At 44.2% G+C, this 15,542-nt stretch carries 15 protein-coding genes; 11 read left to right on the top strand and 4 right to left on the bottom strand.

What is annotated here, in order from left to right:
- Positions 1-17 precede the first annotated feature (17 nt).
- From L1283_RS08075 to L1283_RS08085, 3 genes are all read right to left on the bottom strand, one after another.
- Positions 18-941: a helix-turn-helix domain-containing protein gene (locus L1283_RS08075; protein WP_145326934.1), complete on the bottom strand. Its 924-nt coding sequence runs from the start codon at positions 939-941 to the stop codon at positions 18-20.
- Between the two features lie 78 nt (positions 942-1,019).
- Positions 1,020-2,015, bottom strand: a complete 996-nt coding sequence (locus tag L1283_RS08080; RefSeq protein ID WP_145326933.1) for an aldo/keto reductase — start codon at positions 2,013-2,015, stop codon at positions 1,020-1,022.
- Positions 2,016-2,115: 100 nt separating this feature from the next.
- Positions 2,116-2,475, bottom strand: coding sequence for a hypothetical protein (locus tag L1283_RS08085; protein WP_088161801.1), 360 nt, complete (start codon positions 2,473-2,475; stop codon positions 2,116-2,118).
- 144 nt (positions 2,476-2,619) lie between these two features.
- On the opposite strand from L1283_RS08085, the gene L1283_RS08090 reads away from it, so the two are divergent.
- The 11 genes from L1283_RS08090 to L1283_RS08140 all read left to right on the top strand — a co-directional run bounded on the left by L1283_RS08090 (position 2,620) and on the right by L1283_RS08140 (position 13,203).
- Positions 2,620-3,120, top strand: a complete 501-nt coding sequence (locus L1283_RS08090; RefSeq protein WP_312352535.1) for a helix-turn-helix domain-containing protein — start codon at positions 2,620-2,622, stop codon at positions 3,118-3,120.
- Between the two features lie 284 nt (positions 3,121-3,404).
- Positions 3,405-3,674 carry a hypothetical protein gene (locus tag L1283_RS08095; RefSeq protein WP_075992928.1) on the top strand — a complete coding sequence of 90 codons (270 nt, stop codon included), beginning with the start codon at positions 3,405-3,407 and terminating at the stop codon, positions 3,672-3,674.
- A gap of 187 nt (positions 3,675-3,861) precedes the next feature.
- Positions 3,862-4,305 carry a hypothetical protein gene (locus L1283_RS08100; RefSeq protein ID WP_088161798.1) on the top strand — a complete coding sequence of 148 codons (444 nt, stop codon included), beginning with the start codon at positions 3,862-3,864 and terminating at the stop codon, positions 4,303-4,305.
- A 273-nt stretch (positions 4,306-4,578) separates the two neighbouring features.
- Positions 4,579-5,229: a transcriptional regulator gene (locus L1283_RS08105; RefSeq protein ID WP_312352534.1), complete on the top strand. Its 651-nt coding sequence runs from the start codon at positions 4,579-4,581 to the stop codon at positions 5,227-5,229.
- Between the two features lie 147 nt (positions 5,230-5,376).
- Entirely contained in the window at positions 5,377-6,153 is a 777-nt protein-coding gene (locus tag L1283_RS08110) for an SDR family NAD(P)-dependent oxidoreductase (RefSeq protein WP_312352533.1), read from the top strand.
- Between the two features lie 58 nt (positions 6,154-6,211).
- A complete protein-coding gene (locus L1283_RS08115; protein ID WP_312352532.1) occupies positions 6,212-7,138 on the top strand; it encodes a helix-turn-helix domain-containing protein in 927 nt (308 codons plus the stop codon).
- Positions 7,139-7,582: 444 nt separating this feature from the next.
- Positions 7,583-8,902: an NAD(P)-dependent benzaldehyde dehydrogenase MdlD gene (mdlD, locus tag L1283_RS08120; protein ID WP_312352531.1), complete on the top strand. Its 1,320-nt coding sequence runs from the start codon at positions 7,583-7,585 to the stop codon at positions 8,900-8,902.
- A gap of 439 nt (positions 8,903-9,341) precedes the next feature.
- Positions 9,342-10,097, top strand: coding sequence for an SDR family oxidoreductase (locus L1283_RS08125; protein WP_088161793.1), 756 nt, complete (start codon positions 9,342-9,344; stop codon positions 10,095-10,097).
- Between the two features lie 221 nt (positions 10,098-10,318).
- Positions 10,319-11,161, top strand: a complete 843-nt coding sequence (locus tag L1283_RS08130) for a helix-turn-helix domain-containing protein (RefSeq protein ID WP_312352530.1) — start codon at positions 10,319-10,321, stop codon at positions 11,159-11,161.
- A gap of 392 nt (positions 11,162-11,553) precedes the next feature.
- Positions 11,554-12,129: a Crp/Fnr family transcriptional regulator gene (locus L1283_RS08135; RefSeq protein WP_312352529.1), complete on the top strand. Its 576-nt coding sequence runs from the start codon at positions 11,554-11,556 to the stop codon at positions 12,127-12,129.
- A gap of 63 nt (positions 12,130-12,192) precedes the next feature.
- A complete protein-coding gene (locus L1283_RS08140; RefSeq protein WP_312352528.1) occupies positions 12,193-13,203 on the top strand; it encodes an NAD-dependent epimerase/dehydratase family protein in 1,011 nt (336 codons plus the stop codon).
- Here L1283_RS08140 and L1283_RS08145 read toward each other — a convergent pair.
- On the bottom strand, positions 13,200-15,530 hold the full coding sequence (locus L1283_RS08145; RefSeq protein ID WP_429625999.1) for a GAF domain-containing protein: 2,331 nt from the start codon (positions 15,528-15,530) through the stop codon (positions 13,200-13,202). The two genes, L1283_RS08140 and L1283_RS08145, sit on opposite strands and share 4 nt — an antisense overlap.
- Positions 15,531-15,542 lie beyond the last annotated feature (12 nt).

The following is a 15,542-nucleotide window of genomic DNA, read 5'->3' on the forward strand; positions in this document are numbered from 1 at the left end:
ATTTTAAGGATGTTATCTTAGCTTGAGGCCATCTTCCGTCTAAACTCCAGCGGTGAGAGCTCCGTTTTCTTTTTGAATAAACGATTGAGTGACTGTGGCTGTTCAAAGCCCAGCTGATAGGCAATTTCGGCAACAGAAAGTTGCGATCTGGACAGCAGATCTTTCGCTTTTTCAATGAGTTTATGCTGGATATGGTTCTGCGCACTTTCACCGGTCTGCAACCGTAATAAATCGCTTAAATAGTTTTTCGACATATTCAGCCGCTCAGCAAAGTAGCCCACCTGCGGTAAACCCTTGCGTTCGGTTTCGGTTTCAAAATACTGATCTAGCAATTGTTCAAACCGGCTCACCAAGGGTACATTGTGTACCTTACGCGTAATAAACTGCCGGTTATAAAACCGCTGCGAATACACCAGCAGCAGTTCGATGAAACTGACAATGGCATCCTGGCTATAGCTGTCGATCGGACTGTCATATTCGCTTAAGATCCCTTTTCCGATGTTTCGGATCTGCTCTTTTTCCCGGTCGGACAGAAAAAGTGCTTCGTTGACTTCGTAATCGAAAAAACTGTAGCTGCCGATTTTGTTTGCCAGGTCATAGGTGCGGATAAAATCGGGATGGAAAACAAGGGAATAACCTACTTCGGCATGGGCAGTATCGGGATCAACACTGATCGTCTGCCCGGGTTTAAAAAAGGTCATCAGGCCTTCCCGGAAGTCGTACTGATGTGGGCCATAACCCAATACGCATTGCGCATCTTCTTTGATGGAAATGCAGTACAGGTTGAGCTGAAAGGTGGTCTCGACCGTTGGATGTATATGCTTGTTTTTGGAGAAATCGGTGATGCTAAAAAGCGGATGCTGCGGTTTGGGCAACTGCAGCGCTTCATGATAGTCGGCGATACTATTGATCCTGATCAGTACGGGTTCTTTCTTTGACATGCTCTTTTTGCCTGTTAAATAATAGCCTAATTTAAGTAAAATGCCATGCGGTTTTTGCTCGCATGGCATTTATATTTTTTAAGATTGCAGCGGAATACTTACATCGCGGGATCCGGTATCCAGTCCGATCGGCAGAATAGCCTCAATGCGTTGCAGCTCTTCGGCGGTCAATAGGATGTCTGTTGCGGCGATATTCTGCTCCACATAGCGCACTCTTTTTGTCCCCGGTATCGGCACGATTCCTTTTTGGATCAGCCAGGCAAGGGCCAGCTGCGACGAGGTAACGTCTTTTTCTTTTCCAATCTGTTCGAGTTCACGCACCAGATCGAGGTTTTTATAAAACTGCTCGCCCTGAAACCTCGGGATAAGCCTGCGGAAATCATCTTCGGGGATATCGTCCGGCGACTTGATCTCACCCGTGATAAATCCACGGCCCAAAGGGGAGTAGGCGACCAGGCCTATACCCAGCTCCCGTGTCAGATCGTATACGCCATTGGTCTCTACTTCGCGTCCGAACAGGGAAATTTCATTCTGCACAGCCGTGATCGGGAAGGTCGCATGTGCCTTGCGGATCTGCTCGGCACTGACTTCCGAAATGCCTAGGTACCTGACCTTGCCCGCTGTGACCAGCTCGCCCATGGCACCTACGGTTTCCTCAATGGGTACATTGGGGTCGGGGCGGTGCATATAATAGAGGTCAATCACATCGGTATCGAGGTTTTTCAGCGAGCGCTCGATAGACTTTCGGATATAATCTGGCCGACCGTTTATGCGCCAGGTCACCTGGTCCTTATCATCAATCTCAAAGCCGAACTTGCTGGCGAGGATATAGTCGTTGCGCTTGCCCCGTATGGCCCTGGAGATCAACCTTTCGTTTTCAAAGGGTCCATACAGATCGGCCGTATCCAAAAAGTTGCCCCCCAGTTCTAAGGACCGGTGGATGGTAGCTATGGATTCTTTTTCGTCGGCCTTGCCGTAGATATCGCCAGTGGACGCAAAACTGCTCATCCCCATACAGCCTAAGCCGATCATTGGAATTTCAAGTCCCTGCGTGCCTAATTTTCTTGTTTTCATCTGCTTCTTATTTTTGTTACCCAAAATTACAAAGCAGAGCCTGCAGCATGTTTACCCCAATTACGGAAACTTGTAACTGAATTACGGATCTAATCGCTAATTAAGCTACCCTGAATTTATCGTTATAAGCATCTTCCAGGTACTGTCCCAACGTTCTTGTCCGCTCGGTATCAATGGTACTGATGTAGCGATGGAACATCTGCTCGGTACTGTGACCTGTAGCTTCCATCAGTAGCGGAGTAGGGATTTTACCGTAAAAATTTGAGGCAAAGCTTCTTCTTCCGATGTGGCTCGTGATCGCTTCCCATTTTTGGACAAACATTTCTACCGCCCGGAAGCCCTTTCTTTTGCGGACTTTGACCAGGCTATTGATACCGGCAAGTTCCGCGACTTCCTTGATCTGCAGATTATACTTTTGCGCAGTAAGTTTCTCTGGAAATACGTTTAAATTGCCCGACAATATGGTCCGAACGGGTATTTGCTCCGCTTTACTTCACGGTTTTACGAAAGGTCGGCCCTGGATAGGACATTGATCAATTCAGGACTATTTTTTGACAGTGAAAGATTGCTCAAAGCCGTTAAAAGCCGGATAAAACAGGAAGAGATGAAGATGCAGATCATGGGAAATATCCAAGGTTATCCATCAAGAAACGCCGCGGTGACTTCGCTGATCGTGCACAACTTCATCGAGTCGGTCCTTTTACAAGGGATATGGGAAACAGATTTCGATAAGGAACTCAGCAGGGGTACGGACAGTACAGTGCAGGGAATGGCCAACCGTTTTTCCATACTCGTACACAAGCATTATAAAGAAAATTGCAACGTCAAATTCTATGCAGACAAACTACATATTACGCCAAGAAAGCTAACGAATCTATGTACAGAAGTCTGGAATAAAACGGCAAAGAATGCCATTATCGACATCGTTCTGAAAGAAGCGCTGCGTTATATTGAACATACGGATCTTTCTATTTCCCAGATCTCCTATGAAATGGGGTTTTCAGAAGAGTCCAATTTTCGGCATTTTATCAAAAAACATTCGGGTTCCAATCCACTGCAGTACCGTGAAAGAATGCGAACGGCGAGCGATGCATATGCGCATTAGCAGCTGTTTTTTTGTGCGGATTGGTGTAAAAAAATACTGGAACGAATCCCTTCGCCCCAGTGTCCATTAATATTATATTAAATAACAACCCGCAAAAAAGTTGTTATCCAAAAGTAGGGCGATAAAAGGTGTGAAAGTATGTGAATAGCGGCAATAAACGTGTAAAAAGTGGCTACCGAAAGGAGTGTGGGGGGATGTATAGCGGACCGAAGAAATCGAGATTGGGGCGAGAAGACAGGGGGTTGGTTCGGTATTGAATGGAATACTTTAAAATAAATTAAGTTATGGAAAAATTTGAAGATCAATGGCAGGATGGTGATGCGGATGTGGGACGTAAGATTAGAGAAGCCACATTCAATGATGAAGAGATCGGCCGATTAAGGGAGAAACTCAAATCACTTTTGGTAAAATTTGCCGAGCATAAGTTGGTTGAAGGTGAGCTGCATCCATTCTTTAGGGATCAGAAGGTTCAGGAGGAATACGATCATACGGTTCTTCTGATCGAAAAGAGGCATGCGGAGATAAAAGGGCTGTTTTCTGTTAAAGATAATTGAAGCTTTTTTAAACGATTTCAATCTGACTCTTGTCTTTCTATTAATCCATTTGATGGATAAATAGTTAGAAAAGACCGGTGCTTCTTTGAGGTTTCTGGTCTTTTCGTTCTAAAATAACCTGTCGATCTATGGGCTCGGCAAGATTGAGAACTTAACAAGCAAGATTGAAAAAGTAAAAAGACAAGCTATGAACGGATTGAATAAAAATATGCTGGGCGGATTGATCGGTGCACTCGTCCTCAATATAGTGCACAGCGCTGCCAAAAGATTTGATTCCCAGGCGCCCGAAGTGGATAAGGTTGGTGAGGAGGCAATGAAAAAAACAGTACGCGTCGCCGGATTTAAACCACCCAAAGGTAATGCGCTGGTAGCAGCTACATTTGGCGCCGATGTGGCCTCAAATGCCATGTTATATACGCTTATCGGCTATGGCGGTCAAAAAAATAGACTGCTGAAAGGAGCTTTGCTCGGTACTGTGGTAGGGCTCGCAACATTGACTATTCCGGAACAGGCCGGACTCGATGCCAAACCCATAAAAAAGACCAATCGTACGAAGTTAATGACTGTTGCTTGGTATGTCATCGGCGGTATTGCAGCCGCAATGGCCATGAAAGCGATGGAAAAACGCTAAATTTTTTATAGCTCGGGCTTTGATTACAACTTTATAGGTACTGTACGCTACGCGGCTACGGTTCAACGGTAGTTAGCTGCTGTGTCGTAGCGCTATTGCCTTGAACTGATTAGCCAACTGTTGCGAATATGAATTAATATCCAGCGGATTGTAAATGCGATTAGCCAAATTTCGAACAACAGGAGAAACAACTGACAAAAAGTGTAATTTACATTAATATCAGGTCTCAAGATCAGATTTTAATCGTTTTGAAATCGCTAAATTAAAACAATCATGATGAGAAAATATGTTGGTATAATGCTCTTTTTTATTGCAGCAGCGGGTAGCCTACATGGGCAAACGCTGACGACGAAATTGATCCCGATGCGTTTAGCTGCAAGTTTTGACCGCGTAAAAGAGGGCATCCCCGATATGTCCGGTCAGTTTGTCGACAGCAAAATTAAAATCACAGCGCTGGGAAGTACAGATTCGACTGCCCGTTTTGAAATCGAGGAGCAGGGGATAAGCATTGAAACGGTTGTGGATAACGAAAAAGAGTACCATAAATTGGTCACGACTGCGGCAAAAGATGTTTCCAAACCAAGTATTCATATGCTGTATACGTACTCGTTAAAGAATAAAAAATTGAAAGTACCGCCGCCAAGAAAAGTCTTTTTCTCTCCGGAGTATGGGGTAATCTGGACTTTGACGTTAAAAAAAATAGCAGAAAAGGAAACCGAAGTTGTACTTAACTACAAATCACTATCGCCTGCGTTCGCCGAGAAAATCGAAAGTGAGTTTGAAAGCGACACCTATTATAGCCACAAAATCGTAAAAATCGACGTCAATGATAAGCGAATGAATCACCTGATCAAGGAGATTTTGATCAATCAGATGCATGTCGATAGGGATTATCCAGCGCCAACGTATCCCGCGCGCAATTAATTATTCCACATTAATAAATAAAGTACAGTCGCCCAACCGTTGAATCTGAATCTACCCTCAATTTGGTTAGAAATATCCACGATTCAGCTACAATTGACCGCTCGTAGATGTGGAACTTTGTCCTGTTACATTTAAACTAATTTTAACATGCAGACAAATGAAATAAAAGTAGCCCTAGTTACAGGTGCCAATACAGGTGTTGGTTTTCAGATTGCCAAAGCTCTTGCTGAAAATGGATATCATGTGTTTGTTGGATCACGAGATTTAGAAAAAGGAAAGGATGCCGCCAATCAGATAGAAGGTGAAGCGCATGCCATTCAGCTGGATATTACCGACAATAATTCAATCAGGAATGCTGTCAGTAAAATAGAAAATGAGTTTGGGTACCTTACTCTGCTGGTCAATAATGCGGCAATTTCAAACGCAGGGATCCCCGGCCGTACAATGTGGGAAATTCTTAGTGCCCAGAAGGCAAGCGTCACATCCATAGATGAAATGCGCCAGGTTTGGGAAACCAATGTCTTTGACACGCTTGCCATAACACAGGCCTTATTGCCCTTCCTCCGGAATGCAAAACAATCTAGGATCGTAACCGTTTCAAGTTCTCTAGGCTCACTAACCCTGAATGCGGATCCGGACAATGCATTTCGTAGTGGATTTGATGCCGTATATGGCGCTTCGAAAACCGCTTTAAATGGTGTTTTCCTTTCTTTAGCAAATGAATTGGAAAATACCAATGTTAAGGTACATCTGGTAAGTCCGGGTTTTACAGCGACAGCCCTGAATAACTTTGAAGGTACAGATACGGTGGAGGAAGGCTCACTTGAACCGATACGCGTGGCACTGGCGGAAGATATACCCAATGGAAGCTTTACGGGACCGGCGACCTATCGCACAGAACAAGGCGATCAAGTGCCATGGTAGAATCACACAAAGGAAGACCTGTAGCTATAAGCTACAGGTTTTTTTATAAATTTATTGTATGAAAAAGAAAGAGGATAAGTTAAAACGCTTTATTTCTATATCCGAGAGTCACGAAGCTTTTGGCCTGCCAAAACCGCAGCATCCCCTGATTAGCCTGGTCCATTTCAATCAGGATAATCCATTCAATACCGATATGGCACCAATATACGATGTCCTAAGTTTCTACAAGATAACTTTTATAACAAAAAACAGCGGAAAACTCAAGTACGGCAGGGGTTATTATGATTTTAATGAAGGAAGTATGCTTTTCTTTGCGCCCAATCAATTGGTGGGTAGCACAGAATATAATAGGGATACCTATGCTTATCTGCTGCTGATCCATCCTGACTTTTTCCTGGGTTCCCCTTTAGCCCATAAAATTAGGAAGTACGGTTATTTTTCTTATTCTGTGAATGAAGCATTACATCTATCTGATCAGGAAAGAGAAACAATGATAGCGATCTTGAATTTTATGAAAAATGAACTTGACAACCGGATAGACGAATTTAGCCAAGAAGTCATTATCTCGCAGGTGGAGTTGATGCTGAGCTACGTCAACCGGTTTTACAAGCGGCAGTTCATTACGCGGAGAAATATCAACAATGATATTCTACTGAAGGCAGAAGCGCTGATGGATGATTATCTGGATCATGATCATTCGGTAATTCAGGGAGTTCCAACGGTCCATTTTCTTTCGGAGCAGTTGAATGTGTCTGCGGGTTATCTAAGCGATATGCTACGTTCGCTCATTGGCCAGAGCACGCAGCAGTATATCCACCATAAACTTATTGAGCGAGCAAAAGAGAAATTATCAACGACACAACTTACCGTAAATGAAATTGCTTACGAACTGGGTTTTGAGCATGCACAGAGTTTCAGCAAACTGTTCAAAAAGAAAACCGCCCAGACGCCACTGGAATTTAGAGGGATGTTTAAATCAAAGTAAAAATATATGTTCGGAGTATAACCGAGCAGATCAAGTTCTGCCTGATTGGCCCAGATTATAACCCCTTCGCTGTTGACCCAATGCAGGGATAGGGAGGTTTTATTGTTGTAACCCTTCAAAGGTATTGATGTCCGCCATAGATCTTTCAGATAGAAAATTTTATTCATGAGCCTAAAATAGGTGTTACAGTCCAGTTTTGAATGGGCAAAATTACGTACTCTGCAAGGGTAATAATAACGTTAAACTGCGGTATGAATACAGGTTTCAGCTAATATATATGACAATATTATGTTTTGCGCAATATAAAATTATTTTACCTTTGTTTTGTATCAAAGCATCTTAATCTTGTTCTACAAGATATAAAACACACTAGACACTTTTACTTTATTAAAACAAACAGTTTATGCGCTAGGTGTGTTTTAAAATGCATAAAATCACGAACAAATGACGACAGAAATTAAAAACAGAATAAAAGAAGTATTCGAAAAACAGAAAGACTTTTTCGGCACGCAAGCAACGAAGGAAATCACATTCCGTAAAAGACAGTTGCAAAATTTCCGTAAAGTTTTTGCGAGTTATACGGATGCGATCTGTGAAGCAGTGAATATCGATCTTGGAAAAAGCAGGGCAGAAGCAGAATACGTCGAAGTTCAGATTGTTCTCGATGAACTCGACGATATGATCGAAAATATGGAAGAATGGGCAAAACCAACCTATGTCAAATCAAAACCGCATGCTTCGGGAGCGGAAGTCATCAGTAAGTACATTTATGAGCCCTACGGTGTAAACTATATTATAGGTCCCTTCAATTACCCGGTGCAGTTGACTTTCAGTCCGCTGATCGGGGCCCTGATGGCCGGAAATACGGCTATCATCAAACCTTCTGAAAACACGCCCCATGTTGCCCAGGTGATTGAAGATATTGTTAGCGAAGCTTTTGATGAACAATATGTTGCCGTTTTTCAGGGCGCTATTGAAGAAAACACCTATCTATTGAGCCTTGCTTTTGATTACATCTTTTTTACGGGAAGCCCTAATGTTGGCAAAATTGTCATGAAGGCAGCTGCAGAACAACTGATTCCGCTTACTTTGGAACTGGGCGGAAAATCCCCAACGATCGTACACCATGATGCGGATATCGAAAAAGCCGTTCAGCGCATTTCTGCCGGCAAATGGATCAATTGCGGACAGACCTGTGTTGCTCCGGATTACGTGTATGTGCATGAATCTGTGAAGGGCGCCTTTATCGATCAGTTGAAATCTTATCTTAAAGCTACATACAACGACGAATCTTTAGGGAAAATCGGCAAGATTGTAAGTCAGCATCAGATCGGGAATTTAGCGGGATACCTGGATGCCGCTCCCGAAAAAGTTATTTATGGGGGAAAATATGATCTGGAAACACGCCATTTTGAAGCAACCTTGATGGACGATGTCAACTGGAATGACGCGGTGATGCAGCAGGAAATTTTTGGTCCGATCCTTCCTATTTTAACTTACAGCAATATCGATGAAGTGCTGAAAGAGATTAATAGCAGACCCAAGCCATTGGCGCTTTATGTGTTTTCTGAAAGTCAGCAATTTGCCGATGACGTGATCGCAAGAACCACCAGCGGCGATGCGGAGATCAATAGTACATTGATCCACGTCGGATCGCATTATCTTCCTTTCGGTGGCGTAGGTGCTTCGGGAATGGGAAAATATCACGGCAGATTTAGTCTGGAAAACTTTAGTCACCAGCGTTCGATCCTGCAGGTAAAATAGCGATAATTTACGCAATGGCTATAATTCACGCATACAATTAATCAATTAATCAGGACCACCTCAACGGGTGGTCCTTTTTTTTTGATATTTCCGGACCTTATATTTCCGTTTCAACCTCAGATTGGGTTAGTTAACTGTTTAATCCTCAGATCAGATTAGTTAACTGTTTAATGAAAATCACTTCGACCTAGCTACTCCTTCTAGCTATCGAAGCATATGGATTGATAACCACGGGACTACCTGCTATTTTGATAAGTGTGATAGCATTGTGAAACCCTGTTTTTTTTGATTGGCAGCTCAATTATTGATATTTGGTTTGAGAGATTCTAGCGGGTTAAAATGGCTTTGAGAGGCCAGAATAAGCGCTGATAGAATCTAAACCTGTAATCCAGCGCATCCACGGCAAATCAGTGGGCGATGGATTCAAATTTTCAAATTTATGGCAAATCAAGAAGTAAATGGAAAAGTAGTTTTGATCGCAGGTGGTGCGAAAAACTTAGGGGGACTGTTGAGCCGGGATTTTGCGGCACAAGGAGCAAAGCTTGTCATTCACTACAATAGTGAGAGCACAAGAGCCGAGGCAGAAAAAACATTGTCGGATGTAAAGGCGTTTGGTGCCGAGGGACTGCTTGTCCAGGGCGACCTTACACAGCTATCAAATATAAAAGCGCTATTCGACAAAGCCGAAGAAAAGTTCGGTAAGGTTGATATCGCAATCAATACAGTCGGTAAAGTACTGAAAAAACCATTTGTGGAGACTTCAGAGATTGAGTACGACAGCATGAGTGATATTAATTCGAAGGTCGCTTATTTTTTTATTCTCGAAGCCGGCAAGCGGATCAACGATAATGGCAAAATCTGTACTGTCGTTACGTCTTTATTAGCAGCCTATACAGGCCTTTATTCGACGTATGCGGGAATGAAAGCTCCTGTAGAACATTTTACAAGGGCTGCTTCTAAGGAATTCGGACCGCGTGGAATCTCAGTTACGGCGGTAGCTCCTGGTCCGATGGATACACCTTTCTTCTATGGACAGGAATCTGAAGATGCTGTGGCCTATCACAAGTCGGCGTCTGCGTTGGGTGGACTGACCGATATTAAGGACATTGCACCACTGATTGAGTTTCTGGTAACGGATGGCTGGTGGATAACCGGACAGACTATTTTCGCCAATGGCGGGTATACCACAAGATAACATGTGTAAGCAAAAGGCAGTCAAAGCTGACTGTCTTTTGATACACAGATAACAGAGCATGATAACATAGCACAGCTTCATAATACAGCACAGCTTCATAACATAGCACAGCTTCCAATCCGATGTGGGTTCCAAATAGGATCAGCTTATGATCTCAGACAAGTGAAGATGATCTGCAGGAGGTTTTAGTGCTGATAACTGTATAAACGCTTATCGAGACGATGATGAATAGTAAGGACCTAGAAATAGGGCTACAGGATTTTGGGATTTGTACACTCGCCGAATTCCAACAAACCGAAAGTGATATAGCAAGTGATACTTATTACATCATAAAAATAGATGAACCGATCGTCATTGCTGTAAATAGGGAGTTTTATACGCTGAATAGCGGACAGCTACTATTTGTAGGGCCTAGGAAGCGAATCAAATTCATGAACGATGCGCCAATAGGGGGCTATGTGCTATCATTTACCGCGGCGTTTTATCTGAGATCGAAATCCGACGTGAAGATGCTCAACTCCATATTGTTCTATGGCATTCAGAATGCCATACAGATTGAAGGTAAAATGGGAAATCAGGCCTATTTTGACGGGGCTATTATTGAACGCATAAAAATGGCGCGGGTACAGGGACCGGAAATATTGGATCTGGTCGCTCATCACTGTGTCGAGTCAATTTTGTTGGAAGGACATTACAGGCTCTCTCTTCAGGGGATTCTATCAAAGCTGTGCAGTTCATCGGAGCAGATTGTTTTTAATAGCTTTAACATTTTGGTATACAAGTATTATCGTGAAAGTACGTCCGTCAGTTTTTATGCCAATAAATTAAAACTTACAAGCAGAAGGCTTTCCGAGCTCTGCGCAGCTAACAGCGGAAAATCTGCAAAAGCATTCATTTCGGGAATTGTAGTCCAGGAGGCTATCCGCTTGATCAGACATTCGAATTTATCCATTTCGCAGGTTTCTTTCGAAATAGGTTTTAGTAATGTCGCAAATTTCAGAAGTTTCATGAAGAAACATACCGGCAAACAACCCCATTTGTACCGTAACGAAAGAGATCAATAATTTTGGATAACGTGTATCATTTGCGGTCTAAGGGCTGGGATGAGTATAAACCAGACAGACCGGTGAGGGCAAGCAACCGCAAACCCTAAATGGCATTTCGCAAAGACTATTTTTTCAATGAAGCAGCCCCCGGGCTGCGTCATTTGATATGGAGCAATATCCACAGCTTTAAAAAAGGCTTTTGTAAATCGTGACTTTGCTTTTTCAAATCCTGATTCAAATCAAGTATTTATTTCAATAAATCGATATTTATTTACTAATTTTATTAGTATGTCAATCGCTTTTAGTATATTTGTTTAGTCAATGAAACGTTTCCCCGGATGCAATATCACGCTCAAAGCATGAGGAATGTACATAGCGCAAGGGTGAGGGGCACGAATAAAATAGATACAATGCACGCAAAGTTTATTCAGCTTATCAAACAACACTGCCAGTTATCGGAGCCAGAGATTGATCTGTGTAAGACCTATATGGAGCCAGTGCGCTATGCCAAACATCAGATCATCGAAGAGGAGGGAAAGGTACCGGCTTACCTCTATTTCGTTGTATCGGGCTTTGTACGTCTGTTCCATTATAACGATAAAGGCGACGAACTGACGACACATATCAACTGTCCCCCGGGATTTATATGCTCTTACCAGAATTTTAGCAATCAGACGCGTTCCGAAGAAAACCTGGAAAGCATCACCGACTGCGAACTGCTGCGTATCACCAAAGCAAACCTTGATATGCTAACTGCACAATCGCCTGCATTTAAAGACTTTAGTGTGTATGTGTTTCAGCAAGCCTTGAGTTATAATGAGAAGAGATCGAAAGAGCTAGCCACGCTTACGGCCGAAAAACGCTACCTCAAGCTCATGGCCGAACAGCCGGATCTGCTGCACAACGTACCCATGCAATATATCGCATCTTTCCTCGGCATGAACCCCAAAAGTTTGAGCCGTATCCGCAAACAGATCATTAGGTAACATTTGTGAACTGGTTTTGAATGGTCAAAGCAGAACTTTGTGCTATCATTTAAAATCAGACACATGACAACAAAAAAATTGGTACTGGTATCGGGCGCAAATGGGCACCTGGGTAACAACTTGGTGAGACTATTACTTTCACGGGGTTTTCAGGTACGCGCTTCTGTGCGAAATCTCGACAATAGCGCTGCACTAAAGGATTTGCCCTGCGAACTTGTGGCGGCAGATATCACCGATAAGGCTTCTTTTATACGGGCGTTGCAGGGAGTGGATACCTTCTATGCCGTGGGCGCAGCTTTTAAATTATGGGCCCGGGATCCGCAAAAGGAAATCTACGACGTGAATATGCAGGGGACCCGCAATACCATCGAAGCCGCGGCGGCGGCAGGCGTTAAAAAAATCATCTATGTAAGTTCCATCGCTGCACTGGATTATACGCATACCCCCACACGGGAGAGCAGTGGCTATAACCCCGACCGCAGGGATGCCTATTACAATTCCAAAAACGATGGTGAAAAGCTGGCCTTTCAGCTAGCACGTGAATTGGGGATCGAACTCGTGTCGGTCATGCCCGGTGCCATGATCGGCAGCGAAGCCGCTCTGCCCCTCAATGTATCGTACGATGTGCTACGCCTTATTCTGACCAAACAGATTCCTGTCGATACGGGGATAGCCCTCAATTGGGTAGACGTTAAAGATGTCGCCGAGGGCTGCTACCTTGCCGCCCTACACGGAAAACCGGGAGAACGCTATATCCTCGCCAATGAAAAGTGCATGAGTATTAGTGATACGACCGGGCTGGCACAAAAGCTATATCCACAACTTCAGCTCAAGATTCCAGCAGCTGTTCCCAAAATATTACTTTATACGATTGCCGGCCTGATGCAATTTGCGGCACGGCTGCAAGGGAAAGCTCCGGTGATCACCACCAAGGATATTGCGATGTTTTCGGGGCTGCAACAGGATTTTGACATCAGCAAAGCGCGCACCGAACTCGGCTTTAATCCAAAAAGCAGCGAGGAAGCCGTACGTGAGGCATTGGCCTACCTGATGGAACACCAGGAATTACTTTAGTGCAGATCTTGAAAATTGAATCCCACACGGATCGCTTTCAGGCCAACCAGTCCCTGCAGATCTTCCACCTCAAACTGCTCGATATTGTCGTCTAGTAATCCTTTGTGCTGTAATAGGTTGATGTAGCCCAGGTATTCTGTTTCTTCATGTACATTGGAGTAGACAATAACCAGTTTGCCTTTTTGTGTGATGCGCTCTGCCGAGCCTTTGATCTTGGCTTTATCAATGCGTTTCTTGGCAATCTCGTAGCGCACATTGTAGGAGCCGTCGATATCGAATTGCTTCTCGTCCATGCGAAAGCGGATGGAAATGGGGGTGGCAAAGACCAACACCAATGAGGTCACCTCCAGCTGATGCGGAAGGGCGGGCTGGAGCTGCCTAAACTCGCGTTCCATCGCACACATCACCTGCAGCTGCCACAGCCGTAAATTGCGTACGTAGTAGAGTTCAAAATTCCGACCGGGAGCGATGGAGGCCCCGATATACATGTTGTGCTCGATACCATCTGTCTTGTAGCGCTCGTAATAATGAGGAAAGTATTCTTGGGCTTCCACCTGCTTTTCGTCGAGGATCGCCACTAGCTTTTTGTTGATCAGCGTGATGGAGTTGTCATAATCCTGTCGGGCCTCATAAAAACCGCCGATAGAGAGGTTGATCCGCTCAAAATAGCGGTCGATGGCTTCGGTGGCGACGCTATTTTTGTTGTTTTTCCTGAAATTCTCCAAAATAGGGTGAATATCCTGGTTAAAATAATCGAGTATAAGCTGTTCCGTATCAGTCAGCAGCACTTGCTGCAGCGTCGTCAGGTTTCTTTCCAGGTCGAAGATCTTCTGCTCAAAGAGCGGTAATCGCTGCGTTTGGTTGACCGCCGTGAACAATGCGATCAGTTCCTTGCTCTGATTGATGAGGTCCTGACGGATGGCCTGATTGCGGGATTCTGAGGAGCCCTGTACGTCGATCTGCCCATAGAGCGGATAAACATGGTCAAAGACGATTTCCTGCAGGGCATAGTCTTTTCCAAAGGCGCGGTCGTTGAGGAAATGCATGGCTTCTTCCTGAAACCGCCATTTAACACTCGGGTGTATAGCGGTATATTCCTTTTGGATCACCGCTTCGATCTGATTTTCAGTTTCGGCAAAGGCTTTCGATACTTTATCTTTGATAAAGGGCAAGATGAAGTTGAGCTTGTTGGCATTGACCGAATTGAGTTCCCGCACCTTGGATGAGGACATTTCCAGTAGACCCAGCACTTTGTCGCCTTCGACGAGGGGAACAAAAATAAAGCTCTTCACCTGTTGCTGCTTGAGCTTGTTGATAAAATAGGCCTGCTTTGGATCATCCAGCGACAGCTTGTCAATATCCGGTACAACAAAATATTCGTCCTTGGTGAGCAGGTTCTCCAAGGTCTCGCTGCAGAGCATGTTTTCACATTCCTCGATCGTCGAGTCGTAAAGCAGATGACTGTACAGCTGTTTTTCGACAATCCGTAAGTTGTACTCGTTCCTGACCTTTTCAAAGGAGGTCAATCCGATGCGCAGATCATTTATTTTATAAATCGACCGGAAAATGCTTTCTATTTCTGCCAGCTGGACAGCGCTTTTTTCGCGCAGCAGATTGCTCTTGAAGCTGGATACCGCATTTTCAATGGTCGCATCAAAAAGCGTCATAATGGAAAAACCTTTCAGGATCCAGCTCTGCTCGGGGAATTTGGACTTCCATAGGGCAATATCCGAAAAGTTGTCGACCAGTTCGGTAATATCTTCAACCGTAAGATCGAGTGCCCGTTCTGTCGGAAGGACATCGATAAAATCGGCATTGAATAGGACGCGGTAATGATGGATGATATTATCCTTGTCTGGAATATCCAAAAAGAGGGGAGCATCCATGGCATCCACCTTAAACCCATAATACTGGCTGATGATAACGCAGCAATTGAGAATATAATAGGTATCGGGCGAGATATCACGAAGGCTAAATTCATAGTGATCGCCGGCATCCGCTAATATTTTTTCCAGTCTTGCGGTATGGTTGAACGTATAGAGATGGAAGGGAATGGTGACGGCCTTGATCTCATTATGTGTCAGTGAGCTCGGGAACAGGTCGGCCAGCAGCACCTTGATAATAGGCTCATAGCGCAGCAGGTCTTCTGCTTTTTCGACCCCATCGATAAGTTCGGGGTATTTGCTGATTTCTTCCAGCAGCGATCGGGCATAGCTGGCCTGAAAGCCAACCGGCGATAGGGCCGCTGCTTCAAAGGATGGTATAATCTTATGAAAAGCGATCAGGGTTTTAAACGGACTGGAATCAAAGGCGAAGTTAAACTGCATAATGGTTGTTCC

This window comes from Sphingobacterium sp. HSC-15S19 (assembly GCF_050433745.1).
Lineage (GTDB): Bacteria > Bacteroidota > Bacteroidia > Sphingobacteriales > Sphingobacteriaceae > Sphingobacterium > Sphingobacterium siyangense.